Here is a 25,013-nt window from a genome sequence, read left to right as displayed (position 1 = left end):
CTTAAGAACGTTTTTCAGGAATACGGCACAGCCCCTGAGCGGGAATGTCCATGGCAGAATTAAAACGGGCTGACAGGTTTTGCAGGCCGATCAATGCCGTCAGTTCGGTGAGCGCCTGGGCGTCAAAATGCGCAGCCAGTCGGGTACGCAGGGCATCATCGACCGTTGGCGGCGTTACGCTGGCGGCTTCGGCGTACTCCAGCGCCAGCCGTTCTTCATCGCTAAAGAGCGGGCTTTGCCGCCAGTCAGCCACTGCCAGCAGTTTATCGGTGCTGCCAGTGCGCTCGGCGACTTTCATACTGGTGATATCCACGCAAAACTCACACAGGCACATTTGCGCAATGCGCGCGCTGACAAGCGATCGCACTACCGGATCGAGCGGTGAGCGTTTACGCTCCAGCCAACCGACAAACATCGACACCAGATAAAAGATAAACGGGATCCGCCCCCACCAGCGAATGGGGCTTAGCACCTCGCCGTAATGGCGACGATGCAGCCACGCCTGCGGACGTAAAATGAAAGGAATTTTGCTAAGCGGCGGTAAACCCATCAGGCATTCCTCTTCTGGCGTTCAAGCCATATTTTTTTCGCCATAAAAATCACCACGGTCAGGGCAAACAGAATAAACAGTCCGGTGACAAACCAGAAGGTACCGCCCGTTAACATACTGCCCGCCCAGGAATAAACAATAGTCGCCGGTAACTGACCAAGCCCGGTGGCGATAAAAAACGAGCGAAAACGTATTGACGTCAAACCGGCAGCATAGCTGATTGGATCGAAAGGGACAAAAGGCAATAACCGGCATACCAGGATAGTGTGTTTGCCGTAGCGAGTGAAAAAGCCGTCCATACTGTCAAGCACGGTTTTACCGGTTAATTTTTCCACCACTTCGCGGCCCATCACTCTGGCAATAAAAAAGCATAGCGCCGCGCCCGCCATCGAACTGGTCCACGACAGCAAGCCACCCCAGAACGCACCGAACAGCGAGGCATTGGCAAAGGTGATCAAAAATGCAGGCAGCGGTGCAGCAATGGCCTGTAAAATCATCAACATGAACGAGACAACTGCTGCCAGTGCGCCGTAAGACTGAATAAAGCGTTCTATACCCTGTTGGTCCACGGCGGCAAACGCCGCAACGCTGCGATTGATAAACTGATGGACGCCGGGAAGCAGTGCCCATGCCAGCAGCATAGCGAACAACAGGATGATGAGGGTTATACGGTAGTACCAGATTTTACGCGATTGCATCTTCATCATCCTTTATCGTGGCTTTATTCGGTGATTTTAAAGGTAACCGTAGCCAGCGTGTTATCTGCCGGGAGAACCGAGGCATTGCCTTTGAATTGCACTTCACCACGTTTTTCCACCGCACCATAAGTGTATGTTGCATTGCTGACGATGCCGACCGGGCAGCTATCCAGACATACCAGGCAGCCCGTTTTCTTCTCTTCTGCGGCGGCTAAATTACCGCCAAAGCGCATGTCCAGTTTTTTACCGTTATTGTCGACAATCACCTCATCGAATGAATACGCTTTTGCTGCCCCTTGCCAGTTGACCGAAATATCCAGTTTGCTGCCCGCTACATGAGTCGTTTCTTTATTCTCCATGGTCATGTTTTCGCCCGGGATACCACCGGCTTGTTTCAGTGCTTCATAAAATGCTTTCGGGGTCGCATAACCCATAAACAGCGATTTATGTCCGTTGGAGCCATCTTTAAACACTATGCCGTGTCGAGTGTCGTCTGTCAGGAAACGGCCATTAATTTGTACCAGCATGGTGACCGTATGGTTATTGTTATCGACACGCAGTGGTTGGCTGTCTGAAAGCCCGTCGTATTCCACTTTTGCTGCCGCATTCTCTTTTTGATCGCAGCCACTAAGCCCGGCAACGGCCAGTAAACACAGTGCAGCCAGTCCTTTTTTCCATGACGCTGAATAATGTTGCAACATCGTTCTATCCTTCATTTTTTGGGTGAGTAAGTGGGCTGCGGCGCGAAGCAGACAGATCCACGTGTTTGTGTCGGGCGTAGAGTTTGGCAAGCTGGACGAGAATAAACAGTGCCAGGCCCGCCAGACAGAGTTGTAAAATAAAGCGCAGCGTAATGCCTTCACTGGCGAGATCGCTGGCCATCACGGTATAAATAACGATACCGGGCAGGGTAGTGAGTGCCGAAATAAAGGTATAAGGCCAGAAGGCGATAGTGGTTAATCCGTAGGCGTAATTTTGAATATTGTAAGGAAACAGCGGGATTAAGCGGGTAAGAATTAAAAAATCGATACCGTTATGTGCAATGCCTTTTTCAATGGCCTGGAAGGTATGGCTGTGACCAACGTATTTCAGCAATAAATCGCGCCCCAAAAAGCGTGCCAACAGGAATGAACTCGAGGAGGCCAGCGTGGCGGCAATTAATGAGAGTAGTGTCCCTAAGATCGGGCCAAAAACTATGCCTCCAGCGATCACCAGTATGCTTCCTGGTAACAGAAAGAGGGTGGCAATGATGAATAACACAATATAAAGGCAATAACCGAACAATCCGCTCTGGCGAATGAGAGTTTGTAAGTGGGGTAAATCGGTGAGCAGATCGAATAAACCGCAAGCGTGGATAGCGTAAATGACCAGCGCAAAAATAAAACAGGCAAAAAGAAATTTACGCTCAGCGTTCATTGTGGAGTTTCCTATATCAAACTTGATAATAGAGAAGTGGTCAGACAACTAAAAACGCTGTGACGGTATAACAAAGGACGACAAGCAACAAATCATTACTGACAGTTTGTTGATTTTTCTCAAGGTTAATTCTCCTGACTCCGTTTGAGCCAGGAGAGCAGCTAAATTAGCGGCGGAAGGTCGCCCACACAGGCGCGTGATCGGACGGTTTTTCCATGCTGCGGATTTCATAGTCGATGCCGGTTTCTACGCAACAGTCTGCCAGCGGTTGGCTGGCGAGCAGCAGGTCGATACGCAGACCACGGTTATCGTCAAAACCTTTTGAGCGGTAATCAAACCATGAGAAACGATCTGCTGTTTCCGGATTCGCATGGCGGAAGGTATCCACCAGCCCCCAACTTATCAGCCTGTCCATCCATTCACGTTCTTCAGGCAGGAAAGAACATTTACCAGTACGCAGCCAGCGTTTGCGGTTCTCTTCGCCAATGCCGATATCCAGGTCGGTGGGGCTGATATTCATATCGCCCATAATCAGCACCGGATTTTCGCGCTTAAGTTCGGTTTCGAGATAGTTTTGCAGGTTCTGATAAAACTGCGCTTTCGCCGGGAATTTAATCGGATGGTCGCGACTTTCGCCCTGTGGGAAGTAACCGTTGATCACGGTGACATTACCCAGCGGCGAGGGGATTTCCGCCATAATAATTCGCCGTTGTGCCTCTTCGCCGTCGTCAGGGAAGCCGCGACGCACAGCAATCGGCGTCTCTTTGGTCAACAATGCCACGCCGTAATGGCCTTTCTGCCCGTGATAAAACACGTTGTAGCCGAGCTTTGCCACCTCTTCGAGCGGAAACATATCGTCATGAACTTTTGTCTCCTGCAGGCCAATCACATCTGGTTGGTGCTTTTCGACGATGGCTTCAAGCTGGTGAGGTCTGGCGCGCAGGCCGTTGATATTAAAAGAGACAAATTTCATAGTCGCTGCCATTTATTCAGATAAAGAGTGCGTGGATGGTAGCAGAATTTCGCTTTGCTTACCGCCTGTTGTTAAGTGATTTGATCGATGGTTGTTAATGATGTCAACGATGGCGCAAAAAATGCCCGCTTTTGGTGCGCGCTGCGTCAGAATGGCGCAGTAATTTCCAGTAAATTTCGTCAATGATCACAATTCCAGAATTATATTTTACTTCTGCATAACATTGCGTTTTTTATTCTTTTTATTCACCTACATCGCAAACGTATTCACTTTATATGCACTTTAAATGCATATGGTTTGGTTATAACTCCTTGATTATCAGTTAATCGCCCCCTTTTATGCACTTTTATCACTGGCTGGCACGAACCCTGCAATCTACATTTACAGCGCAAACATTACTTATTATTAACATATAAATAACGAATCATTTACTGTAGAGGTCGCTATGTCTCAGCCAATTACGCGTGAAAACTTTGATGAATGGATGATACCTGTTTACGCTCCGGCACCATTTATTCCGGTACGTGGCGAAGGTTCGCGCTTGTGGGATCAGCAGGGGAAAGAGTATATCGACTTCGCGGGTGGCATTGCGGTGAACGCACTGGGCCATGCGCACCCGGAACTGCGCGAGGCGCTGAACGAACAGGCGAGTAAGTTCTGGCATACCGGTAATGGTTACACCAACGAGCCGGTACTGCGACTGGCGAAAAAATTGATCGACGCCACTTTTGCCGATCGCGTGTTCTTCTGTAACTCTGGTGCGGAAGCCAATGAAGCGGCGCTCAAACTGGCACGTAAATTCGCTCACGACCGCTTCGGCAGCCATAAGAGCGGCATCGTGGCGTTTAAAAATGCGTTCCACGGGCGCACGCTGTTTACCGTCAGCGCGGGCGGGCAGCCAGCCTATTCACAGGATTTTGCGCCACTGCCGCCGGATATTCGTCATGCTGCATATAACGATATTAACTCTGCCAGTGCGCTGATTGACGACTCCACCTGTGCGGTGATTGTCGAACCCATCCAGGGAGAAGGTGGTGTGGTGCCTGCCAGCAACGCATTTTTACAGGAGCTTCGCGAACTGTGTGACCGCCACAACGCATTGCTGATTTTTGATGAAGTACAAACGGGCGTCGGGCGTACCGGGGAACTGTATGCCTATATGCACTACGGCGTGACGCCCGATCTGTTAACTACCGCAAAAGCACTGGGCGGCGGTTTCCCCGTTGGCGCTCTGTTGGCAACCGAAGAATGCGCCAGCGTGATGACCGTGGGCACTCATGGCACCACTTATGGCGGTAATCCGCTGGCCTCGGCGGTGGCAGGCAAAGTGCTGGATCTCATCAACACGCCAGAGATGCTTATTGGCGTTAAACAGCGTCACGACTGGTTTGTTGAGCGTCTTAATACCATTAATCACCGCTATGGTTTGTTCAGTGAAGTTCGCGGCTTAGGTCTTTTAATTGGCTGTGTACTGAATGCTGATTACGCCGGGCAAGCGAAACAAATTTCTCAGGAAGCGGCGAAAGCAGGCGTGATGGTACTGATTGCGGGTGGCAACGTGGTGCGTTTTGCACCAGCGCTCAATGTCAGCGAAGAAGAGGTGACGACCGGACTGGATCGCTTTGCAGCTGCTTGCGAACACTTTGTTAGCCGAGGTTCATCATGATGGTCATCCGTCCCGTTGAGCGCTCAGATGTCTCGGCGCTGATGCAGCTTGCCAGCAAAACGGGCGGCGGCCTGACGTCGCTTCCCGCCAATGAAGCCACGCTTTCGGCGCGTATCGAAAGGGCAATCAAAACCTGGCAAGGCGAACTGCCCAAAAGTGAGCAGGGCTATGTGTTTGTACTGGAGGATAGTGAGACAGGCACTGTGGCGGGAATTTGCGCTATAGAGGTAGCGGTTGGTCTGAATGATCCCTGGTATAACTATCGCGTCGGCACGCTGGTTCACGCCTCAAAAGAGCTAAATGTCTATAACGCGTTACCGACGCTGTTTCTCAGTAACGATCACACCGGCAGCAGCGAGTTGTGCACGCTATTTCTCGATCCGGAGTGGCGCAAAGAGGGCAACGGCTATTTGCTGTCGAAATCGCGCTTTATGTTTATGGCGGCTTTTCGCGACAAGTTTAATGACAAAGTGGTCGCCGAAATGCGCGGGGTGATAGACGAACACGGCTATTCACCGTTCTGGCAAAGCCTCGGTAAACGCTTCTTTTCGATGGATTTTAGCCGCGCCGATTTTCTCTGCGGCACCGGGCAAAAGGCGTTTATTGCAGAACTGATGCCGAAACATCCGATCTATACCCACTTTTTATCCCAGGAAGCGCAGGACGTCATCGGTCAGGTACATCCGCAGACCGCGCCTGCCCGCGCGGTGCTGGAGAAAGAAGGTTTTCGCTACCGTAACTATATCGACATTTTTGACGGCGGACCGACGCTTGAGTGTGACATCGACCGCGTGCGCGCCATTCGCAAAAGTCGGCTGGTGGAAGTGGCAGAAGGTCAGCCTGCGCAGGGCGAATTCCCGGCCTGCCTGGTCGCCAATGAAAATTATCACCATTTCCGCGTGGTGCTGGTGCGTACCGATCCAGCGACCGAGCGTTTGATTTTAACCGCCGCACAACTGGATGCCCTCAAATGCCACGCAGGGGATCGCGTTCGTCTGGTGCGCCTGTGCGCAGAGGAGAAAACAGCATGACTTTATGGATCAACGGTGACTGGGTGACCGGCCAGGGTGCATTGCGTGTGAAGCGTAATCCGGTATCGGGCGAGGTGTTATGGCAAGGCAATGATGCCGATGCCGCTCAGGTCGAGCAGGCTTGTCGGGCTGCCCGAGCGGCGTTTCCGCGCTGGGCGCGACTCTCCTTTGGCGATCGTCAGGTAAGAGTTGAACGCTTTGCCGGATTGCTGGAAAGCAATAAAGCCGAATTAACCGCGATTATTGCCAGAGAAACCGGTAAGCCGCGCTGGGAAGCGGCAACCGAAGTGACGGCGATGATCAATAAAATCGCGATATCAATTAAGGCGTATCACGTTCGTACCGGCGAGCAGCGTAGCGAAATGCCGGACGGCGCGGCGAGCTTGCGTCATCGTCCACACGGTGTGCTGGCGGTGTTTGGACCGTACAATTTCCCCGGACATCTGCCTAACGGGCACATCGTTCCGGCGTTACTGGCTGGCAACACGGTAATCTTTAAACCCAGCGAACTGACCCCCTGGAGCGGTGAGGCAGTCATGCGTTTATGGCAGCAGGCTGGCTTGCCGTCTGGCGTGCTGAACCTGGTGCAGGGCGGGCGCGAAACCGGTCAGGCGCTGAGTGCGCTGGAGGATCTCGACGGCTTGCTGTTTACCGGCAGCGCCAATACCGGTTACCAGCTACATCGCCAGCTCTCTGGTCAGCCGGAGAAAATTCTCGCCCTTGAGATGGGTGGTAATAACCCGCTAATAATCGATGACGTGGCGGATATCGACGCGGCTGTCCATCTGACCATTCAGTCGGCATTTGTCACAGCCGGGCAACGCTGCACCTGCGCCCGCCGTTTATTGCTGAAAAGCGGGGCGCAGGGCGATGCGTTTCTTGCTCGTCTGGTTGCCGTCAGCCAGCGATTAACGCCGGGCAACTGGGATGACGAACCGCAGCCGTTTATTGGCGGGCTGATATCAGAGCAGGCCGCACAGCAGGTGGTTACTGCCTGGCAGGAGCTGGAAGCGATGGGTGGACGAACCCTACTTGCGCCACGTTTACTGCGCGCAGGAACATCGTTGCTTACGCCGGGGATCGTTGAAATGACGGGCGTTGCTGGCGTGCCGGATGAAGAAGTGTTCGGGCCACTATTGCGCGTCTGGCGTTATGACAATTTCGATGAAGCGATTCGAATGGCGAATAACACTCGCTTCGGACTCTCTTGCGGTCTGGTTTCCCCCGAGCGGGAAAAATTCGATCAACTGTTGCTGGAGGCGCGGGCGGGGATTGTTAACTGGAACAAACCGCTTACCGGCGCTGCCAGTACCGCGCCATTCGGCGGTATTGGCGCTTCCGGTAACCATCGCCCCAGCGCCTGGTATGCCGCAGATTACTGCGCCTGGCCGATGGCGAGCCTGGAGTCGGACTCGTTAACATTGCCCGCCACGCTTAACCCTGGGCTGGATTTTTCCGATGAGGTGGTGCGATGAACGCCTGGGAAGTCAATTTCGACGGGCTGGTAGGGCTGACGCATCATTACGCGGGCCTGTCGTTTGGTAATGAAGCTTCTACCAGTCACCGTTTTCAGGTGTCTAACCCACGACTGGCGGCGAAACAGGGCTTACTGAAAATGAAAGCCCTTGCCGATTTGGGATTTCCCCAGGCGGTGATCCCACCGCACGAGCGCCCGTTTATTCCGGTTTTACGTCAGTTGGGATTCAGTGGTAGCGATGAGCAGGTACTGGAAAAGGTTGCACGCCAGGCACCGCATTGGCTTTCCAGCGTCAGTTCTGCTTCGCCAATGTGGGTAGCCAATGCAGCCACGGTAGCGCCATCTGCCGATACGCTGGATGGCAAAGTGCATCTCACCGTTGCCAACCTGAACAATAAATTTCACCGCTCGCTGGAAGCGCCTGTGACCGAATCGCTGTTAAAAGCGATTTTCAACGAGGAGAAAAAATTCGCTATCCATTCGGCGTTGCCGCAGGTGGCCTTGCTCGGTGACGAGGGGGCGGCAAACCACAATCGTCTCGGCGGCCATTATGGTGAGCCGGGTATGCAACTTTTTGTCTACGGGCGAGAAGAGGGCAATGTTTCCCGACCTTCCCGCTATCCGGCGCGGCAGACCCGCGAAGCCAGCGAAGCGGTGGCAAGGCTGAATCAGGTGAATCCCCAACAGGTGTTTTTCGCCCAGCAAAACCCGGACGTTATCGACCAGGGCGTTTTTCATAATGACGTGATTGCCGTGAGCAACCGTCAGGTGCTGTTTTGCCATCAGCAGGCGTTCGCTCGCCAGGCGCAATTACTGGCAAATCTGCGTGCGCGGGTAAACGGTTTTATGGCGATAGAAGTTCCGGCGGCACAGGTTTCCGTGTCGGATGCGGTGTCTACGTATCTGTTTAACAGCCAGTTACTGAGTCGCGATGATGGTTCCATGATGTTGGTGCTGCCTCAGGAGTGTCAGGAACACGCAGGAGTATGGCGTTATCTCAATGAACTCCTTGCCGCTGACAACCCGATTAGCGAACTAAAAGTTTTTGATTTACGTGAAAGTATGGCAAACGGCGGCGGCCCGGCGTGCCTGCGGTTGCGCGTGGTGTTGACAGAAGAAGAACGCCGGGCGGTGAATCCGGCGGTGATGATGAACGATACGCTGTTTAATGCGCTCAATGACTGGGTGGAGCGTTACTACCGCGATCGTCTTACTGCTGCGGATCTTGCCGATCCACAATTGCTGCGCGAAGGGCGGGAAGCACTGGATGTATTGAGCCAATTACTGAATCTCGGTTCGGTTTATCCGTTTCAGCGCGAGGGAGGGGGCAATGGATAATTTTCTTGCTCTGACCTTAACGGGTAAAAAACCGGTTATCACCGAGCGAGAAATCAACGGCGTTCGCTGGCGCTGGCTGGGCGATGGCGTGCTGGAACTGACGCCATTAACGCCACCGCAAGGTGCGCTGGTGATTTCAGCGGGAATACACGGTAATGAGACGGCACCTGTGGAGATGCTGGACGCGTTGCTTGGCGCAATATCTCACGGCGAGATCCCGTTACGTTGGCGGCTGCTGGTGATCCTCGGGAATCCTCCTGCGCTGAAGCAAGGGAAACGTTATTGCCATAGCGATATGAACCGAATGTTTGGCGGACGTTGGCAGCTATTTGCTGAAAGCGGGGAAACCTGTCGCGCGCGCGAACTGGAACAGTGCCTGGAAGATTTTTATGATCAGGGCAAAGAATCTGTGCGCTGGCACCTTGATCTACATACCGCAATTCGTGGCTCCTTGCATCCGCAGTTCGGTGTATTACCGCAACGCGACATTCCCTGGGACGAGAAATTTCTGACGTGGCTGGGGGCGGCGGGGCTGGAGGCACTGGTGTTCCATCAGGCGCCTGGTGGTACGTTTACCCATTTCAGCGCCAGACATTTTGGCGCGCTGGCCTGTACGCTGGAACTCGGCAAAGCGTTGCCCTTCGGACAAAACGATCTTCGCCAGTTTGCAGTCACTGCCAGCGCAATTGCTGCGCTGCTATCTGGTGAGAGTGTCGGTATCGTGAGAACGCCGCCACTACGTTATCGGGTGGTTTCGCAAATTACTCGCCACTCGCCGTCCTTCGAAATGCATATGGCAAGTGACACGCTGAATTTTATGCCGTTTAAGAAAGGAACGTTGCTGGCGCAGGACGGTGAGGAACGTTTTACCGTAACCCATGATGTAGAGTATGTGTTATTCCCTAATCCGTTGGTAGCGTTGGGATTACGCGCGGGATTAATGCTCGAAAAAATAAGCTAATACTTACCCGCAGAAATCATTCTGCGGGTATTAAGTTACTTTCTTATAAATTAATACAGATTAATCCTGGTTATTTGCTTTATTTATCACCAGTCATCCGGTATAGTTCTTCATAATCTCTGCAAAATCATCATGTTGTAATATTCTCTCATCACTCTCCATCAAATTTTCTTTTTTTCTCCATAATTGGCGCAAAAGTGTTTTTTACACTTTCATTGTTTTACCGTTGCTCTGATTAATTGACGCTAAAATCAGTAAAGTTAATCTCGTCAACACGGCACGCTACTTAAGAAAGCCGTAATAAATAACTGAAAGGAAGGATATAGAATATGCGTAAATTAACTGCACTGTTTGTTGCCTCTACCCTGGCTCTTGGCGCGGCTAACCTGGCCCATGCCGCAGACACCACTACCGCAGCACCGGCTGACGCGAAGCCAATGATGCACCACAAAGGCAAGTTCGGTCCGCATCAGGACATGATGTTCAAAGACCTGAACCTGACCGACGCGCAGAAACAGCAGATTCGCGAAATCATGAAAGGCCAGCGTGACCAGATGAAACGTCCGCCGCTGGAAGAACGTCGCGCAATGCATGACATCATTGCCAGCGATACCTTCGATAAAGCAAAAGCTGAAGCGCAGATCGCAAAAATGGAAGAACAGCGCAAAGCCAATATGTTGGCGCACATGGAAACCCAGAACAAGATTTACAACATCCTGACGCCGGAACAGAAAAAGCAATTTAATGCTAATTTTGAGAAGCGTCTGACAGAACGTCCAGTGGCAAAAGGTAAAATGCCTGCAACTGCTGAATAATCTTTCAGCCAAAAACTTAAGACCGCCGGTCTTGTCCACTACCTTGCAGTAATGCGGTGGACAGGGTCGGCGGTTTTCTTTTTTGTTCTCAAACAGATGCAAAAAAAAACTGATCGCCACTAACGTAAATCACCCGAGTTGCCGATAACCATCCACGGTTACCTGAACGATAACAATGAAAAGAACGGGCCGGGAGCGAGTATGGAATACTTTGATATACGTAAAATGTCGGTGAATCTGTGGCGAAACGCTGCCGGTGAAACCCGCGAAATCTGTACTTTTCCACCGGCAAAACGTGATTTTTACTGGCGAGCCAGCATTGCATCCATCGCGGCGAATGGGGAGTTTTCTTTGTTTCCAGGTATGGAAAGGATAGTGACGTTGCTGGAAGGCGGCGAGATGTTCCTTGAAAGTGCAGACCGCTTTAAACATACCTTAAAACCGTTACAGCCTTTTGCCTTTGCGGCGGACCAGGTGGTTAAAGCGAAACTGACGGCAGGGCAGATGTCGATGGATTTCAACATCATGACACGTCTGGATATCTGTAAGGCGAAAGTCAGAATTGCCGAACGTACGTTTACTACCTTTGGCTCACGCGGCGGGGTAGTGTTTGTCATTAACGGGGCGTGGCAACTGGGTGACAAACTGCTCACTACTGACCAGGGAGCGTGCTGGTATGATGGCAAACACACCCTGCGGCTTTTACAACCGCAAGGTAAACTGTTATTCAGTGAAATCAACTGGCTTTCGGGTCATTCACCGGATCAAGTTCGGTAATTTCATAGTTACCAGAAAGCAAAGGTTTACAGAGAATTTTATAACCGTCGTGATCAAACCCGGCGGGTGTCCGAATTAACGTTGTCGCTTCTTCCAGCGAATTAACCGCCCCCAGCCACAGCCAGTTTTGAACAATATGATATTGAGTCATTTCCGGGTGCTGTTCTTTCAGTGCCACCGCACCTTGCCAAGGCCAACACACCACCCGCAAACGCGCCAGAGCCTGGCGCAAGCGTAGCGCATGTTCCTCAGGGCTCTCTTTACCGCAACACGCTCCAGCGCAACGTTTTAATGCAGAACGAAAACATGCACGACCGCGGCTTAACGGTTCCAGTCCCAACAGGCCATAACAAAGTTTTTGTTCATCAGCGATGGTCTGCAATGCTTGTAAAGCTGCGCGCCTATTGGCAAACAGGCCAAACAGGTTGGGGGCTCGTGAAAAATCCACCTCTTTGGCATACACCACATCAACACGCTTTTCATTCAGCTGCAGGGCGCAGAGCTGGCGATTGCGGCGCAAGCGTTTATTAAATAGCGGCTGCTGCTCTTTGATTAATCGCGCTTCAAGGAGTAGAGCGCCGATTTCACCGGCGGTACATATCCAGCTGATGCGTCGGGATTGCCGCAGCATGGCGGCTTCATCCGGGGTACGTAAATGAGAAAGGACGCGGCTGCGGATGTTAATGCTTTTGCCGATATAGAGCGGCATGGTGTCACTTTCGCCATGAAACAGATACACCCCTGGTCGGGTGGGTAAGTCATTAAGGAATGAACGTAAATGTTCGGGATATTCATAAATTGCCGCAGCTTCAAATTCGAGCCGCGGAGAAGTTAAACGCCGTACCACTGTTGACTCCGAGTGCTGGTTATCTATCCAGTGTAACAGGCGGGGAGCGATTAAAAAAGAGGCGGGTCGATGACAAAGGTTACACCATGAGACGTGCTACGCCTGTCAGGCCTATTCGACTCCTGCAATGTATTGAATTTGAATAGTTTTGTAGGTCGAATAAGGCGTTCACGCCGCATCCGGCGTGAACAAAGTACTCTTTTTCGCACAAACCAATATGTGCAAATTATTACTTTTTCCAGAAATCATCGAAAACGGTAATTGGCGGACGGCGTTTATGTTCGGTTTTCAGATACCAGTTCTCTATTGTTCTGGCGACCTGTTCAGGTACGTTTTTCCCTTCCAGATAGTCGTCGATATTGTCATAGGTCACGCCGAGTGCCACTTCATCTGGCAGAGAAGGGCGATCATCTTCCAGATCGGCCGTTGGGGCTTTCTTATAAAGATGTTCCGGACAACCTAATGCCGCCAGTAACTGTTTACCCTGACGTTTGTTGAGGCGATACAGCGGATTAATGTCCGTACCGCCGTCACCATATTTAGTGAAGAATCCGGTAATGGCTTCTGCTGCATGATCGGTGCCCACCACGACACCGCTGGTCATACCCGCAATGCTATATTGTGCTTTCATCCGCTCACGCGCTTTTTCATTGCCACGGACAAAATCACTTAATTCAATACCCGCTTCGCGCAGCGCCTGTTCGCTGGCCAATACCGCGCCCTTGATATTAACGGTTAATACGCGATCCGGTTGAATAAAGGCAATGGCATCCTGACAATCTTGTTCGTCGGCCTGAACACCATAGGGCAGGCGTACGGCAATAAATTGCAGCGATTCGTTGCCGGTTTCCTGGCGCAGCTCATTAATCGCCATCTGGCACAGCTTACCGGCAAGCGTGGAGTCCTGACCGCCGCTGATCCCGAGCACCAGTGATTTAATGAACGGATAAGTTTGCAGGTAGCTTTTCAGAAAATCGACACTACGACGAATTTCCTCTTCAGCATTAATCTGCGGTTTTGCGCCCAGCGCCTTTATTATTTGTTGTTGCAATGTCATTGAACCCCTCCAGACAGAAAAGACAAAACTTCCTTAAAGCTAACCCGTTGCTACTGAAACGACAAGCGACAGCGGGCTGAATGGTGGTTAAAACGTCATACAGGAATCCTCTGAAAGCGGAGCCGTTTCGTTCACGGGCTTGAAAAAGCGCCCAATGTATTCCAGGCTTATCTAACACGCTGATAAACAAGAGGACGGAATATGAACAAGAATATGGCAGGAATTCTGAGTGCAGCGGCGGTATTAACCATGCTGGCGGGTTGTACGGCTTATGATCGTACCAAAGACCAGTTTGTACAGCCTGTGGTGAAAGACGTCAAAAAAGGCATGAGCCGGGCGCAGGTTGCACAAATTGCGGGTAAACCTTCGTCTGAAGTGAGCATGATTCATGCTCGTGGTACTTGCCAGACCTACATCCTGGGTCAACGTGATGGTAAAGCAGAAACCTACTTTGTCGCGTTAGATGATACCGGACATGTCATCAACTCCGGTTATCAGACCTGTGCTGAATACGACACTGATCCACAGGCTGCGAAGTAATCACTTCGTCTGAAAGCTTGAGTAACAACGGAAACCGGCCATTGCGCCGGTTTTTTTTGGCCTGTGTTCTTAATTATCTTCGCGAATTATTTGCCCGAAATGTGAAGAGGGTCATAACCACAGGTCAAGGAGAGACAATTTATAAGGTCAAAGAAATACTATTGCTCAGGTCTATACCGTATACTCCTTTCAGCCACAAAAAAAGTCATGTTGGTTTCGCAAGTTATCCAGAGCATGGAAGCAGGTTAAGGCTTGCGGAGTGTCTGGCTGACAGATAATCGTCGATGAGGGCAGTTTTATGGAAAAGAAACACATTTATCTGTTTTGTTCTGCGGGCATGTCTACCTCTTTACTGGTATCAAAAATGCGCGCACAGGCAGAAAAATATGAAGTTCCGGTCATTATTGAAGCATTTCCGGAAACACTGGCTGGTGAAAAAGGTCAGAATGCCGATGTCGTGTTATTAGGGCCGCAGATTGCTTATATGTTGCCCGAAATCCAGCGTTTGTTACCCAACAAACCGGTTGAAGTAATTGACTCGCTTCTTTATGGCAAAGTCGATGGTTTAGGCGTGCTTAAGGCTGCGGTTGCAGCGATTAAAAAAGCCGCAGCAAATTAATTTATTTTAAATTTTCCCGTCAAAGAGTTATTTCATAAATCAATACCGCAATATTTAAATTGCGGTTTTTAAGGGTATTTTTCTATGAGTAATGTTATTGCATCGCTTGAAAAGGTACTCCTCCCTTTTGCAGTTAAAATAGGAAAGCAACCACACGTTAATGCAATCAAAAATGGTTTTATTCGCTTAATGCCGTTAACCCTTGCGGGAGCCATGTTTGTATTAATTAACAACGTTTTTCTAAGCTTTGGGGAGGGGTCGTTTTTTTATTCCTTAGGTATTCGCCTGGATGCCTCAACCATTGAAACACTTAATGGTCTGAAAGGTATCGGCGGCAACGTATATAACGGAACATTAGGGATAATGTCTTTAATGGCACCGTTCTTTATTGGCATGGCGCTGGCAGAAGAGCGTAAAGTCGATGCGCTGGCGGCTGGGTTGTTATCCGTTGCAGCATTTATGACCGTCACCCCATATAGTGTCGGTGAGGCCTATGCGGTTGGCGCAAACTGGTTAGGTGGGGCGAATATCATCTCCGGGATTATTATTGGCCTGGTGGTGGCAGAAATGTTTACCTTTATTGTCCGCCGCAATTGGGTCATTAAATTGCCCGACAGCGTACCTGCTTCAGTATCGCGTTCCTTCTCGGCATTAATTCCCGGCTTTATTATTCTTTCCGTGATGGGGATTATTGCCTGGGCGTTGAATACCTGGGGCACCAACTTCCATCAGATCATTATGGATACCATCTCAACCCCACTGGCATCGTTGGGTAGCGTGGTGGGCTGGGCCTATGTGATCTTTGTTCCACTGCTCTGGTTCTTCGGTATTCATGGTGCGCTGGCGCTGACCGCACTGGACAACGGCATTATGACGCCTTGGGCGCTGGAAAATATCGCGACCTATCAGCAATATGGTTCCGTCGAAGCGGCGCTGGCAGCCGGTAAGACCTTCCATATCTGGGCCAAGCCGATGCTGGACTCCTTTATTTTCCTCGGTGGCAGTGGTGCGACTTTGGGTCTGATCCTGGCTATCTTTATCGCTTCTCGCCGTGCTGATTATCGTCAGGTGGCAAAACTGGCGCTGCCGTCCGGCATCTTCCAGATTAACGAACCGATTCTGTTTGGTTTGCCAATTATCATGAACCCGGTGATGTTTATCCCGTTTGTACTGGTACAACCGATTCTGGCGGCAATCACTCTGGCAGCGTACTACATGGGCATTATTCCTCCGGTGACCAATATTGCACCGTGGACCATGCCAACCGGTTTGGGAGCCTTCTTTAACACCAACGGTAGCGTCGCTGCATTGCTGGTCGCACTCTTCAACCTTGGTATCGCAACGTTAATTTATCTGCCCTTTGTTGTGGTGGCTAACAAAGCACAAAACGCGATTGATAAAGAAGAGAGCGAAGAAGATATTGCTAATGCCCTGAAATTTTAATCGATACCGGTACGGGTAACGCTGTACCGGGAATAAATGAGGAACGATATATGATGGATCTTGACAATATTCCTGATACGCAAACAGAAGCTGAAGAGCTGGAAGAAGTGGTGATGGGACTTATCATCAACTCCGGACAAGCGCGCAGCCTGGCGTATGCCGCACTGAAACAGGCGAAGCAGGGCGATTTTGCCGCAGCAAAAGCCATGATGGATCAGTCACGGATGGCATTGAATGAAGCGCATCTGGTACAGACGAAACTGATTGAAGGCGATGCGGGCGAAGGTAAGATGAAAGTGAGTCTGGTGCTGGTCCACGCTCAGGATCATTTAATGACGTCCATGCTTGCGCGGGAACTGATTACTGAATTAATTGAGCTTCATGAAAAACTGAAGGCATAAGGAGTCGATGATGCAGCCAGTGATTAACGCGCCGGAAATTGCCACTGCCCGAGAACAGCAGTTGTTTAATGGCAAAAACTTCCATGTGTTTATCTACAACAAAACTGAGAGTATCAGCGGACTGCATCAGCACGACTATTATGAATTTACTCTGGTATTAACCGGGCGTTATTTCCAGGAGATTAACGGTAAGCGCGTGTTACTGGAACGGGGCGATTTTGTTTTTATTCCGTTAGGTTCGCACCATCAAAGTTTTTATGAGTTTGGTGCCACGCGCATATTGAACGTTGGGATCAGTAAACGCTTTTTTGAGCAGCATTACCTGCCGTTGTTGCCTTATTGCTTTGTCGCTTCGCAGGTATACCGGACCAATAACGCTTTTCTCACCTATGTGGAAACCGTGATTTCTTCATTGAATTTCCGCGAAACAGGGCTGGAAGAGTTTGTTGAGATGGTTACTTTTTATGTCATTAACCGTTTGCGTCATTACCGCGAAGAACAGGTGATTGATGATGTACCGCAGTGGCTGAAAAGTACGGTAGAAAAGATGCATGATAAAGAGCAGTTTAGTGAATCGGCGCTGGAGAATATGGTGACGTTGTCAGCCAAATCACAGGAATATTTGACGCGAGCGACTCAACGATATTATGGCAAAACACCAATGCAGATTATTAATGAGATCCGTATTAATTTTGCCAAAAAACAACTGGAAATGACCAACTATTCTGTGACGGATATTGCGTTTGAGGCCGGTTATAGTAGCCCGAGCTTGTTTATTAAAACGTTTAAGAAATTAACGTCCTTTACGCCTAAGAGCTATCGTAAGAAATTGACTGAATTTAATCAGTAAGTCGTTATACCTGACAATTAACATATCTGTCCTGTTGCTGGATTATTTATGTCCGGGGGCAGATATGCCAGATATCAGTATTCTGTACTGAAGGGAGAAATTATGAGCCAGAAATTAAAAGTCGTCACTATTGGTGGCGGGAGCAGCTATACCCCGGAGTTACTGGAAGGATTTATTAAGCGTTATCACGAATTACCTGTCAGCGAATTATGGCTGGTGGATGTTGAAGGTGGTAAAGCTAAACTGGATATTATTTTTGATCTCTGCCAACGGATGATTGATAACGCTGGCGTCCCGATGAAGCTTTATAAAACGCTGGATCGCCGCGAAGCATTGAAAGATGCTGATTTCGTTACTACCCAACTGCGCGTAGGCCAATTACCGGCGCGCGAACTGGATGAACGTATTCCATTAAGTCATGGTTATCTTGGTCAGGAAACTAACGGTGCGGGCGGTTTGTTTAAAGGTCTGCGTACCATTCCGGTGATTTTTGACATCGTAAAAGATGTCGAAGAACTTTGTCCGAATGCATGGGTGATTAACTTCACTAACCCGGCGGGAATGGTCACTGAAGCCGTTTATCGTCATACCGGATTTAAACGCTTTATCGGCGTGTGTAATATTCCGATCGGCATGAAGATGTTTATTCGCGATGTTCTGATGCTGAAAGACAGCGATGATTTATCTATCGATTTGTTCGGCCTCAACCATATGGTGTTCATTAAGGATGTGCTGGTAAATGGCAAATCACGCTTTGCCGAATTGCTTGATGGTGTGGCATCCGGGCAGTTAAAAGCATCTGGCGTTAAAAATATTTTCGATCTGCCATTTAGCGAAGGCTTAATTCGTTCTCTGAATCTGTTGCCGTGTTCTTATTTGCTTTATTACTTCAAGCAAAAAGAGATGCTGGCTATTGAAATGGGCGAATACTACAAAGGCGGCGCACGTGCGCAGGTAGTACAGAAAGTCGAGAAACAACTTTTTGAGCTATATAAAAACCCGGAGTTGAATGTTAAGCCGAAAGAGCTGGAACAGCGCGGTGGGGCTTATTACTCTGATGCAGCGTGCGAAGTGATCAACGCTATCTACAACGACAAGCAAGCAGAACATTACGTTAATATCCCGCATCATGGGCATATTGATAATATTCCGGCAGACTGGGCGGTAGAAATGACCTGTACGCTGGGGCGCGATGGCGCGACGCCACATCCGCGCATTACGCATTTCGATGATAAAGTGATGGGGCTGATTCACACCATCAAAGGTTTCGAGATTGCTGCCAGCAACGCCGCACTTAGCGGGGAATTTAACGATGTGTTACTGGCGCTAAACCTTAGTCCGTTGGTGCATTCCGATCGCGATGCTGAGCTGCTGGCACGCGAGATGATTCTGGCGCACGAGAAATGGCTGCCAAATTTTGCCGACTGCATCGCAGAGCTTAAAAAAGCACATTAACCGAGGCTGATTATGGAACGCTTACTGATTGTTAATGCCGATGATTTTGGCTTAAGCAAAGGTCAGAACTACGGCATTATCGAGGCCTGTCGCAATGGGATTGTCACGTCGACGACGGCGCTGGTGAATGGGCAGGCTATTGACCATGCAGTGCAGTTGAGTCGTGATGAACCGAGTCTGGCCATAGGGATGCACTTTGTCCTTACTATGGGCAAGGCACTGACAGCTATGCCGGGGTTAACCCGCGATGGTGTGCTGGGAAAATGGATCTGGCAGTTGGCAGAAGAAGATGCTTTACCGCTGGAAGAAATTACTCAGGAGCTTGCCAGTCAGTATTTGCGTTTCATTGAGCTATTTGGACGCAAACCTACGCATCTTGATAGCCATCATCATGTGCATATGTTCCCGCAGATTTTCCCGATTGTTGCCAGGTTTGCGGCTGAAGAGGGGATAGCGTTGCGCATCGACCGTCAGCCGCTATCTAACGTTGGTGATTTACCGGCTAATCTGCGCAGTTCGCAGGGATTCAGTAGCGCGTTTTATGGTGAAGAGATTAGCGAGACACTGTTCCTGCAAGTGCTTGATGACTCCAGTCATCGCGGCGAGCGCTCTCTGGAAGTGATGTGCCACCCGGCGTTTATCGATAATACGATTCGCCAGAGTGCTTATTGCTTCCCTCGGTTAACGGAACTGGATGTGCTGACTTCAGCGTCGTTGAAATATGCGATTGCTGAGCGTGGTTATCGGTTGGGTAGTTATCTTGATGTGTAAGTAAGGTGGTAAGGTCACTCCCCAGGGGGCGTGACCTTATCCATATTTACGCCGGGATTTTGTCAATCTTAGGAATGCGTGACCACACGCGGTGTGCTGCCATCAGCGTTAACAGTTCATCCATAAAACTACCATCGGCGCTGTCAGCTTCCACAATCCCTTCTTCACCCTGGTCAGCGACCTTGATTGTTGCTTTAAACTTGCGCGCGTCTCCCGCCAGCGCAATCGGTTTAAGGTGTTTGTAGGCTTCCATCAGGTAGTAGTTGGCATCGCCGTTGTCAGCGATATCCGCGATATTGCCGCAAGGGACAATAACTGCATCGACCGTCAGCGAAGGCGCTCCGGCAAAGGTAGCGGCTATAGGCAGCACCGTACCGTCATCCGCAGTCACTTCACCCATTCGGGAGTAGAGCAGTTTGGCATGAACGCCTTTGGCCTTCAGCGCCTTGAGAATGGCCAGAAGGTCTGCCGATCTCACTTCATCATTAAGTAAAATCGCTACCACGCGACCTTTCACATCACCGTCAGGAATGGCGTACAAACTTAAGGATGGATCCTTTTTCAGACCGTTGACGTCCGGAGGCGGGGTGATATTCAGCTGGTCGTCCGTCAGCTCGATACCGAGATTTTTCGCCACCGCCTGGGCCAGAGTGAGATCAATATGCGCCAGCTGGTCAACAACGCGCTCACGAATATACGGACGAACGACTTTGCTTAACTCAAAACTGAAACCATCGACAATATGGCGCTGCTCGAATGGCGTCTGACTTAGCCAGAACAGGCGCGGATGGGAATAATATTCGCCAAACGATGGACTGCGCTCGCGAACTTTATTTCCTTCCACGCGTTCCTGGTATGATTCAAAACCGCCACGTTTCGGCCCCGGCGGTGTTTCGCGCGGCCAGTTATCGTTGATCGAGTTCGGTTCGTAATTCGCTGGGTTAGTGTCGATCCCCATACGATGCATGCCGTCACGCTGGAAATTATGGTAAGGGCAGGTCGGGCGGTTAATCGGAATCTCATGGAAATTTGGTCCGCCAAGACGACTGATTTGTGTATCGGTATAAGAGAACAAACGCCCCTGCAACAGCGGATCGTTGGTGAAATCCAGACCGGGGACAATATGCCCAGGATGGAAAGCCGCCTGTTCGTTTTCGGCAAAGAAGTTATCCGGGTTGCGATTGAGCACCATTTTGCCAACACGCTGAACGGGTACCAGTTCTTCCGGGATAAGTTTAGTTGGATCAAGAAGGTCGAAGTCGAACTTAAATTCATCTTCCTCAGGAATCAACTGGAAGCCCAGTTCGTATTCCGGAAAATCGCCTGCTTCAATCGCTTCCCACAACTCGCGGCGGTGGAAGTCCGGGTCACGTCCGGTTAGTTTTTGTGCTTCATCCCAAACGAGTGAGGCTTTGCCTGCCAGTGGTTTCCAGTGGAAACGTACGAACGTTGCCTTCCCTTCGGCATTAATCAGGCGGAAGGTGTGAATACCGAAGCCTTCCATGGTGCGGTAACTGCGCGGGATCCCGCGATCCGACATCGCCCACATCACGTTGTGCAGAGTTTCAGGTTGCAGAGAAACATAATCCCAGAAAGTATCGTGGGCGCTTTGCCCTTGTGGGATTGCCCAGTGCGGTTCTGGTTTTACCGCATGAACAAAATCAGGGAATTTATGCGCATCCTGAATAAAGAAGATCGGTGTGTTGTTACCAACAAGGTCAAAAATACCCTCTTCAGTGTAGAACTTGGTCGCGAAGCCACGGATATCTCGCACCGTATCCGCCGAGCCAGCACCACCCTGAACGGTGGAGAATCGGACAAAGACCGGGGTAATTTTGTTGGGGTCTGACAGAAAATCCGCTTTGGTGATATCGCTTAAGCTTTTATATGGCTGGAAATAACCGTGAGCGGCTGAGCCGCGCGCATGAACAATTCGTTCCGGGATGCGCTCATGGTCAAAGTGAGTGATTTTCTCGCGCAGAATAAAATCTTCCAGCAGTGTTGGGCCACGGCTACCGGCGCGTAGGGAGTTTTGATCATCGGCGATGCGTACACCCTGGTTGGTGGTAAGTGCATAATTTTCACTGCCTTTACGCACGTCCTCCAGGGAGTTCAGCTTTTCATTACGTGTATCAGGGGCTTTCAGACTCCCTGGCGCGGTTGGCTGCGCTCCCGGTGGCGTCGGTTCAGCCGCTGGACGATGGGAACCGTCCTCAGGTGCCAGTGAGTCCATCCCCGGTTTCGCTTCGCTGGAATCGTGTAGTGGTGACTGGTGCTGATGTGGGTTCTTTTCGTTATGTTGCGACATTGAACTCGTCTCCTTAATGTATTACTGAAAGGGCCGCTGTTTTGGTCAAAAAACTCTCTAACTATAGACCACCAGCCAGATCCCGCTTCGGAGACTATTCTGGAAACGGTGTTATGAAATACACGCAAAGCGGGACGTACAGGGGCTAAATCGGCTAAACTACAGTTTTTCTGATTTTTAATATGCGTTTAGTGAAGCCAGTAATGAAGAAACCGCTCCGTCAGCAAAACCGCCAGATTATTAGCTATGTCCCACGCACGGAACCCGCGCCGCCAGAACATGCGATAAAGATGGATTCGTTTCGTGATGTCTGGATGCTGCGTGGCAAATATGTTGCGTTTGTACTGATGGGAGAGTCATTTCTGCGCTCACCGGCGTTTACTGTGCCTGAATCCGCCCAGCGTTGGGCAAATCAGATCCGCCAGGAAGGGGAAGTGACTGAGTAAGGATTACGTACCTCCCGGTTTTGCCGGGAGTTACATGGACTGAAATTCTGTATTTCGATGCTACATTCATTCAAATCACCTGTAACAAAAAGCTGCCTTTGACGATCTATTGCTATAAATAAGTGATCTTTTTTCTTTAATTGTTTATTTATTTTATAATAGTTAAGTTTAGCTAATCAGAATGAGCTATTTTTGATAGTTCATCCTGTGGCGTTGCCATTAAACTTATATTGTAAATTGCTTAGATTCAAATGAGATAATAATTTTGTTGAAATACGAGGTGGGAGATGTTTTCTACAAACTTAATACAGAGTGATTATGGTAATTTAAATATTAAAAACCTTGCCTTCAACTCTTTTAAAGAAAGGCTGCAGTCTACCATGACAGCACTCACTTTCTTTATATCAACGGGTCAATGTGCCTGCGATGAAATAGCAGAATCAAACTTCAATTATATGATTACCTATATGTCTAACATTAACTATGATGCCTCAAAGCCAGGAGCGCCAGCACTTAGTTTTGATACATATCTGCAGGACAATGTTAAATATAGAGTGATAATTAATAATCTTTATGGTAGTGAAATTAGGATAAGAGGTATTAATGAGAATTTTGTTGGGATGGATTTTACCTGTGAATTCCGACCAGAAAAAATGACCAATTTGATCAATATAAAAAACAGGTTGGTTATTCAGTATTTAAGAACGATATACTATGAACAAAATTATATACATCCTGTTGGGAGCATTTTTGCTGCGATTCAAAAAAATGAGAGTCTCCTAAAGTTTCCTTCGGTAATATCAATGCTTAATGTCAATCTTCTTTTTAATCCACTGAATCTTCCGGGAATGGGAAGTGGTGTGCTTGAAGAGATTATGAGTATTTCAGATAGTTCACTTAGAAAACGTCTTGGGTATGAGGTTTTAAGCTTCTCGCTACAAGCACATTCATTGAGTCAGGAATGTATTGATAAGTTAGCCATTTTTTTCGCTGACGATCTGTTTAAATATGAGTCAGTATGCATCGCCGCGATGGAACATTTAAAAAGTAAGGCAACGGCCCCTATACAAAACGGACCGTTGCCAGCATAAGAATTAACGGTGTGCCAGTTCGGCGTCGTCTTCGCTATCCAGAATGGCTTTATCGGTTTGCTTCAGCCACTGGCTGGTCAGCGTGCCAGCGGTCATCGAGCCACTAACGTTTAGCGCCGTACGGCCCATGTCGATAAGCGGTTCAACGGAGATTAACAATGCCACCAGCGTTACAGGCAGGCCCATCGCAGGCAGCACAATCAGTGCGGCGAAAGTTGCGCCACCACCGACACCGGCAACGCCTGCGGAACTAACGGTAACAATACCGACCAGCGTCGCAATCCACATCGGGTCCAGCGGGTTAATGCCAACCGTAGGCGCAACCATCACCGCCAGCATTGCCGGATACAAACCGGCACAGCCGTTCTGACCAATGGTCGCACCGAAAGAGGCGGCGAAACTGGCGATGGATTCAGGAACACCGAGTCGACGCGTTTGTGCTTCCACATTAAGCGGGATAGACGCAGCACTGGAACGGCTGGTAAAGGCAAACGTCAGTACTGGCCATACCTTACGGAAGTACTTCAGCGGGCTCACGCCATTAATGCCCAGCAGAAGGCCATGCACTGCAAACATAATCAGAAGACCGAGGTAGGACGCGACAACGAAACTACCCAGTTTGATGATGTCTTGCAGGTTAGAACCTGCAACAACTTTGGTCATCAGCGCCAGAACGCCGTAAGGGGTCAGCTGCATGACCAGGCGAACCAGTTTCATCACCCAGCTTTGCAGGGTATCGATAGCGGTTAAGACGCGTTCACCTTTCGGCGCATCATCCTTCAGCAGTTTCAGCGCAGCTACACCGAGGAATGCGGCAAAAATTACCACGCTGATAATTGACGTCGGATTGGCTCCGGTCAGATCGGCAAACGGGTTTTTCGGGATAAAGGACAAGACCAGCTGCGGAACGCTCAGGTCAGAGACTTTACCAACATAGTTACTTTCGATGGCGTTCAAACGTGCAGTTTCTGCACCACCCTGAACCAGACCTTCAGCCGTCAAACCAAACAGGTTGGTGACCAGCACACCGACCAGCGCCGCAATCAGCGTGGTAAACAAAAGCGTTCCGATGGTCAGAAAACTGATTTTGCCTAACTGTGATGCGTTATGCAGACGGGCAACCGCGCTCAGAATAGAGGCGAAGACTAACGGCATAACGATCATTTGCAGCAGTTGAACATAGCCGTTACCAACGATGTTAAACCACTGTACAGAATCTTTAAGTACCTGGCTGTCAGAACCATAAATGGTATGCAGGGCGAGGCCAAAAACCACACCCATCACCAGACCCACCAGCACTTTTTTCGCCAGACTCCACTGTTTATGGCGGGTCTGAGCCAGCGCAAACAGCAGTACAACGAACACCACGATGTTCGCAATTAATGGAAAGTTCATCCCCGTTCTCCTGATCTTATTATTTCTATCACTGCGTAGCAGTCATAGTGTTGGCGCAAGATTAACAGAACTGTGAGCTGGCTCTTAT

At 49.8% G+C, this 25,013-nt stretch carries 25 protein-coding genes; 16 read left to right on the top strand and 9 right to left on the bottom strand.

What is annotated here, in order from left to right:
- Position 1 precedes the first annotated feature (1 nt).
- The 5 genes from AACU19_RS06310 to xthA form a co-directional block, all read right to left on the bottom strand.
- Positions 2–550 (bottom strand): carboxymuconolactone decarboxylase family protein, encoded by a 549-nt coding sequence (locus tag AACU19_RS06310; RefSeq protein ID WP_000524080.1) that lies wholly within the window; start codon positions 548–550, stop codon positions 2–4.
- Positions 550–1,257, bottom strand: coding sequence for a TVP38/TMEM64 family protein (locus AACU19_RS06305; RefSeq protein ID WP_000977148.1), 708 nt, complete (start codon positions 1,255–1,257; stop codon positions 550–552). The genes AACU19_RS06310 and AACU19_RS06305 overlap by 1 nt, the downstream gene beginning before the upstream one ends.
- A 14-nt stretch (positions 1,258–1,271) precedes the next feature.
- Positions 1,272–1,949 carry a lipoprotein YdjY gene (ydjY, locus tag AACU19_RS06300; protein WP_105267332.1) on the bottom strand — a complete coding sequence of 226 codons (678 nt, stop codon included), beginning with the start codon at positions 1,947–1,949 and terminating at the stop codon, positions 1,272–1,274.
- A 4-nt stretch (positions 1,950–1,953) separates the two neighbouring features.
- Entirely contained in the window at positions 1,954–2,664 is a 711-nt protein-coding gene (locus AACU19_RS06295) for a TVP38/TMEM64 family protein (RefSeq protein ID WP_001353166.1), read from the bottom strand.
- A gap of 166 nt (positions 2,665–2,830) precedes the next feature.
- Complete coding sequence (xthA, locus tag AACU19_RS06290) at positions 2,831–3,637, bottom strand: exodeoxyribonuclease III (RefSeq protein ID WP_000673911.1); 807 nt, start codon at positions 3,635–3,637, stop codon at positions 2,831–2,833.
- A 445-nt stretch (positions 3,638–4,082) separates the two neighbouring features.
- On the opposite strand from xthA, the gene astC reads away from it, so the two are divergent.
- The 7 genes from astC (at position 4,083) to ves (ending at position 11,702) form a co-directional block, all read left to right on the top strand.
- The gene (gene astC / locus AACU19_RS06285; protein WP_000081972.1) at positions 4,083–5,303 is read left to right on the top strand and encodes a succinylornithine/acetylornithine transaminase; all 1,221 of its coding nucleotides are present in this window, start codon (positions 4,083–4,085) and stop codon (positions 5,301–5,303) included.
- A complete protein-coding gene (gene astA / locus AACU19_RS06280; protein ID WP_000989430.1) occupies positions 5,300–6,334 on the top strand; it encodes an arginine N-succinyltransferase in 1,035 nt (344 codons plus the stop codon). The genes astC and astA overlap by 4 nt, the downstream gene beginning before the upstream one ends.
- A complete protein-coding gene (astD, locus tag AACU19_RS06275) occupies positions 6,331–7,809 on the top strand; it encodes a succinylglutamate-semialdehyde dehydrogenase (protein WP_105278823.1) in 1,479 nt (492 codons plus the stop codon). Before astA ends, astD begins: the two co-directional genes overlap by 4 nt.
- Positions 7,806–9,149, top strand: coding sequence for an N-succinylarginine dihydrolase (gene astB / locus AACU19_RS06270; RefSeq protein WP_105278822.1), 1,344 nt, complete (start codon positions 7,806–7,808; stop codon positions 9,147–9,149). Before astD ends, astB begins: the two co-directional genes overlap by 4 nt.
- Positions 9,142–10,110, top strand: coding sequence for a succinylglutamate desuccinylase (gene astE, locus AACU19_RS06265; RefSeq protein WP_105278821.1), 969 nt, complete (start codon positions 9,142–9,144; stop codon positions 10,108–10,110). Before astB ends, astE begins: the two co-directional genes overlap by 8 nt.
- A 329-nt stretch (positions 10,111–10,439) precedes the next feature.
- On the top strand, positions 10,440–10,925 hold the full coding sequence (gene spy / locus AACU19_RS06260) for an ATP-independent periplasmic protein-refolding chaperone Spy (RefSeq protein ID WP_105278820.1): 486 nt from the start codon (positions 10,440–10,442) through the stop codon (positions 10,923–10,925).
- A gap of 201 nt (positions 10,926–11,126) precedes the next feature.
- Positions 11,127–11,702, top strand: coding sequence for an environmental stress-induced protein Ves (gene ves, locus AACU19_RS06255; RefSeq protein WP_105278819.1), 576 nt, complete (start codon positions 11,127–11,129; stop codon positions 11,700–11,702).
- On the opposite strand, the gene cho is transcribed toward ves, so the two are convergent.
- Complete coding sequence (cho, locus tag AACU19_RS06250; RefSeq protein WP_105278818.1) at positions 11,662–12,549, bottom strand: excinuclease Cho; 888 nt, start codon at positions 12,547–12,549, stop codon at positions 11,662–11,664. The two genes, ves and cho, sit on opposite strands and share 41 nt — an antisense overlap.
- 229 nt (positions 12,550–12,778) lie before the next feature.
- Positions 12,779–13,606, bottom strand: coding sequence for an ammonia-dependent NAD(+) synthetase (gene nadE, locus AACU19_RS06245; protein ID WP_000175037.1), 828 nt, complete (start codon positions 13,604–13,606; stop codon positions 12,779–12,781).
- 201 nt (positions 13,607–13,807) lie between these two features.
- On the opposite strand from nadE, the gene osmE reads away from it, so the two are divergent.
- The 7 genes from osmE to chbG all read left to right on the top strand — a co-directional run bounded on the left by osmE (position 13,808) and on the right by chbG (position 19,685).
- Positions 13,808–14,146, top strand: coding sequence for an osmotically-inducible lipoprotein OsmE (gene osmE / locus AACU19_RS06240; protein WP_001039044.1), 339 nt, complete (start codon positions 13,808–13,810; stop codon positions 14,144–14,146).
- Positions 14,147–14,444: 298 nt separating this feature from the next.
- Positions 14,445–14,765: a PTS N,N'-diacetylchitobiose transporter subunit IIB gene (chbB, locus tag AACU19_RS06235; protein WP_000412169.1), complete on the top strand. Its 321-nt coding sequence runs from the start codon at positions 14,445–14,447 to the stop codon at positions 14,763–14,765.
- A gap of 84 nt (positions 14,766–14,849) precedes the next feature.
- Positions 14,850–16,208, top strand: a complete 1,359-nt coding sequence (chbC, locus tag AACU19_RS06230; protein ID WP_000073041.1) for a PTS N,N'-diacetylchitobiose transporter subunit IIC — start codon at positions 14,850–14,852, stop codon at positions 16,206–16,208.
- Between the two features lie 50 nt (positions 16,209–16,258).
- Positions 16,259–16,609 carry a PTS N,N'-diacetylchitobiose transporter subunit IIA gene (gene chbA / locus AACU19_RS06225; protein ID WP_000968919.1) on the top strand — a complete coding sequence of 117 codons (351 nt, stop codon included), beginning with the start codon at positions 16,259–16,261 and terminating at the stop codon, positions 16,607–16,609.
- 7 nt (positions 16,610–16,616) lie between these two features.
- Positions 16,617–17,459, top strand: a complete 843-nt coding sequence (gene chbR, locus AACU19_RS06220; RefSeq protein ID WP_000983653.1) for a transcriptional regulator ChbR — start codon at positions 16,617–16,619, stop codon at positions 17,457–17,459.
- 102 nt (positions 17,460–17,561) lie between these two features.
- Positions 17,562–18,914 (top strand): 6-phospho-beta-glucosidase, encoded by a 1,353-nt coding sequence (celF, locus tag AACU19_RS06215; protein ID WP_000078750.1) that lies wholly within the window; start codon positions 17,562–17,564, stop codon positions 18,912–18,914.
- A gap of 12 nt (positions 18,915–18,926) precedes the next feature.
- Positions 18,927–19,685 carry a chitin disaccharide deacetylase gene (gene chbG / locus AACU19_RS06210; RefSeq protein ID WP_032184358.1) on the top strand — a complete coding sequence of 253 codons (759 nt, stop codon included), beginning with the start codon at positions 18,927–18,929 and terminating at the stop codon, positions 19,683–19,685.
- A 46-nt stretch (positions 19,686–19,731) separates the two neighbouring features.
- Here the strand turns inward: chbG and katE are convergent, their stop codons facing one another.
- Positions 19,732–21,993: a catalase HPII gene (katE, locus tag AACU19_RS06205; protein ID WP_000077873.1), complete on the bottom strand. Its 2,262-nt coding sequence runs from the start codon at positions 21,991–21,993 to the stop codon at positions 19,732–19,734.
- A 182-nt stretch (positions 21,994–22,175) separates the two neighbouring features.
- On the opposite strand from katE, the gene cedA reads away from it, so the two are divergent.
- Together cedA and AACU19_RS06195 are read left to right on the top strand one after the other, a co-directional pair.
- Positions 22,176–22,439, top strand: a complete 264-nt coding sequence (gene cedA, locus AACU19_RS06200; protein WP_001241561.1) for a cell division activator CedA — start codon at positions 22,176–22,178, stop codon at positions 22,437–22,439.
- 287 nt (positions 22,440–22,726) lie between these two features.
- Complete coding sequence (locus AACU19_RS06195) at positions 22,727–23,530, top strand: hypothetical protein (protein ID WP_001354710.1); 804 nt, start codon at positions 22,727–22,729, stop codon at positions 23,528–23,530.
- 3 nt (positions 23,531–23,533) lie between these two features.
- On the opposite strand, the gene tcyP is transcribed toward AACU19_RS06195, so the two are convergent.
- On the bottom strand, positions 23,534–24,925 hold the full coding sequence (tcyP, locus tag AACU19_RS06190) for a cystine/sulfocysteine:cation symporter (RefSeq protein WP_001010714.1): 1,392 nt from the start codon (positions 24,923–24,925) through the stop codon (positions 23,534–23,536).
- Positions 24,926–25,013: the final 88 nt, after the last annotated feature.

The sequence above is a fragment of the Escherichia sp. MOD1-EC4550 genome (genome assembly GCF_963876935.1).
Classification (GTDB): Bacteria; Pseudomonadota; Gammaproteobacteria; order Enterobacterales; family Enterobacteriaceae; genus Escherichia; species Escherichia coli_F.
Note: the sequence above shows the minus strand (reverse complement) of the source record. Positions and strands in the feature narration are given on the sequence as shown.

Coding starts and splice junctions, on each gene's coding strand:
- AACU19_RS06195 (WP_001354710.1), top strand. CDS start 22,727: ATGTTTTCTACAAACTTAATACAGAGTGATTATGGTAATTTAAATATT.
- osmE (WP_001039044.1), top strand. CDS start 13,808: ATGAACAAGAATATGGCAGGAATTCTGAGTGCAGCGGCGGTATTAACC.
- celF (WP_000078750.1), top strand. CDS start 17,562: ATGAGCCAGAAATTAAAAGTCGTCACTATTGGTGGCGGGAGCAGCTAT.
- ves (WP_105278819.1), top strand. CDS start 11,127: ATGGAATACTTTGATATACGTAAAATGTCGGTGAATCTGTGGCGAAAC.
- xthA (WP_000673911.1), bottom strand. CDS start 3,637: ATGAAATTTGTCTCTTTTAATATCAACGGCCTGCGCGCCAGACCTCAC.
- chbR (WP_000983653.1), top strand. CDS start 16,617: ATGATGCAGCCAGTGATTAACGCGCCGGAAATTGCCACTGCCCGAGAA.
- ydjY (WP_105267332.1), bottom strand. CDS start 1,949: ATGTTGCAACATTATTCAGCGTCATGGAAAAAAGGACTGGCTGCACTG.
- chbC (WP_000073041.1), top strand. CDS start 14,850: ATGAGTAATGTTATTGCATCGCTTGAAAAGGTACTCCTCCCTTTTGCA.
- chbB (WP_000412169.1), top strand. CDS start 14,445: ATGGAAAAGAAACACATTTATCTGTTTTGTTCTGCGGGCATGTCTACC.
- AACU19_RS06295 (WP_001353166.1), bottom strand. CDS start 2,664: ATGAACGCTGAGCGTAAATTTCTTTTTGCCTGTTTTATTTTTGCGCTG.
- astB (WP_105278822.1), top strand. CDS start 7,806: ATGAACGCCTGGGAAGTCAATTTCGACGGGCTGGTAGGGCTGACGCAT.
- spy (WP_105278820.1), top strand. CDS start 10,440: ATGCGTAAATTAACTGCACTGTTTGTTGCCTCTACCCTGGCTCTTGGC.
- astD (WP_105278823.1), top strand. CDS start 6,331: ATGACTTTATGGATCAACGGTGACTGGGTGACCGGCCAGGGTGCATTG.
- nadE (WP_000175037.1), bottom strand. CDS start 13,606: ATGACATTGCAACAACAAATAATAAAGGCGCTGGGCGCAAAACCGCAG.
- chbG (WP_032184358.1), top strand. CDS start 18,927: ATGGAACGCTTACTGATTGTTAATGCCGATGATTTTGGCTTAAGCAAA.
- tcyP (WP_001010714.1), bottom strand. CDS start 24,925: ATGAACTTTCCATTAATTGCGAACATCGTGGTGTTCGTTGTACTGCTG.
- cedA (WP_001241561.1), top strand. CDS start 22,176: ATGCGTTTAGTGAAGCCAGTAATGAAGAAACCGCTCCGTCAGCAAAAC.
- AACU19_RS06305 (WP_000977148.1), bottom strand. CDS start 1,257: ATGATGAAGATGCAATCGCGTAAAATCTGGTACTACCGTATAACCCTC.
- katE (WP_000077873.1), bottom strand. CDS start 21,993: ATGTCGCAACATAACGAAAAGAACCCACATCAGCACCAGTCACCACTA.
- chbA (WP_000968919.1), top strand. CDS start 16,259: ATGATGGATCTTGACAATATTCCTGATACGCAAACAGAAGCTGAAGAG.
- AACU19_RS06310 (WP_000524080.1), bottom strand. CDS start 550: ATGGGTTTACCGCCGCTTAGCAAAATTCCTTTCATTTTACGTCCGCAG.
- astC (WP_000081972.1), top strand. CDS start 4,083: ATGTCTCAGCCAATTACGCGTGAAAACTTTGATGAATGGATGATACCT.
- astE (WP_105278821.1), top strand. CDS start 9,142: ATGGATAATTTTCTTGCTCTGACCTTAACGGGTAAAAAACCGGTTATC.
- astA (WP_000989430.1), top strand. CDS start 5,300: ATGATGGTCATCCGTCCCGTTGAGCGCTCAGATGTCTCGGCGCTGATG.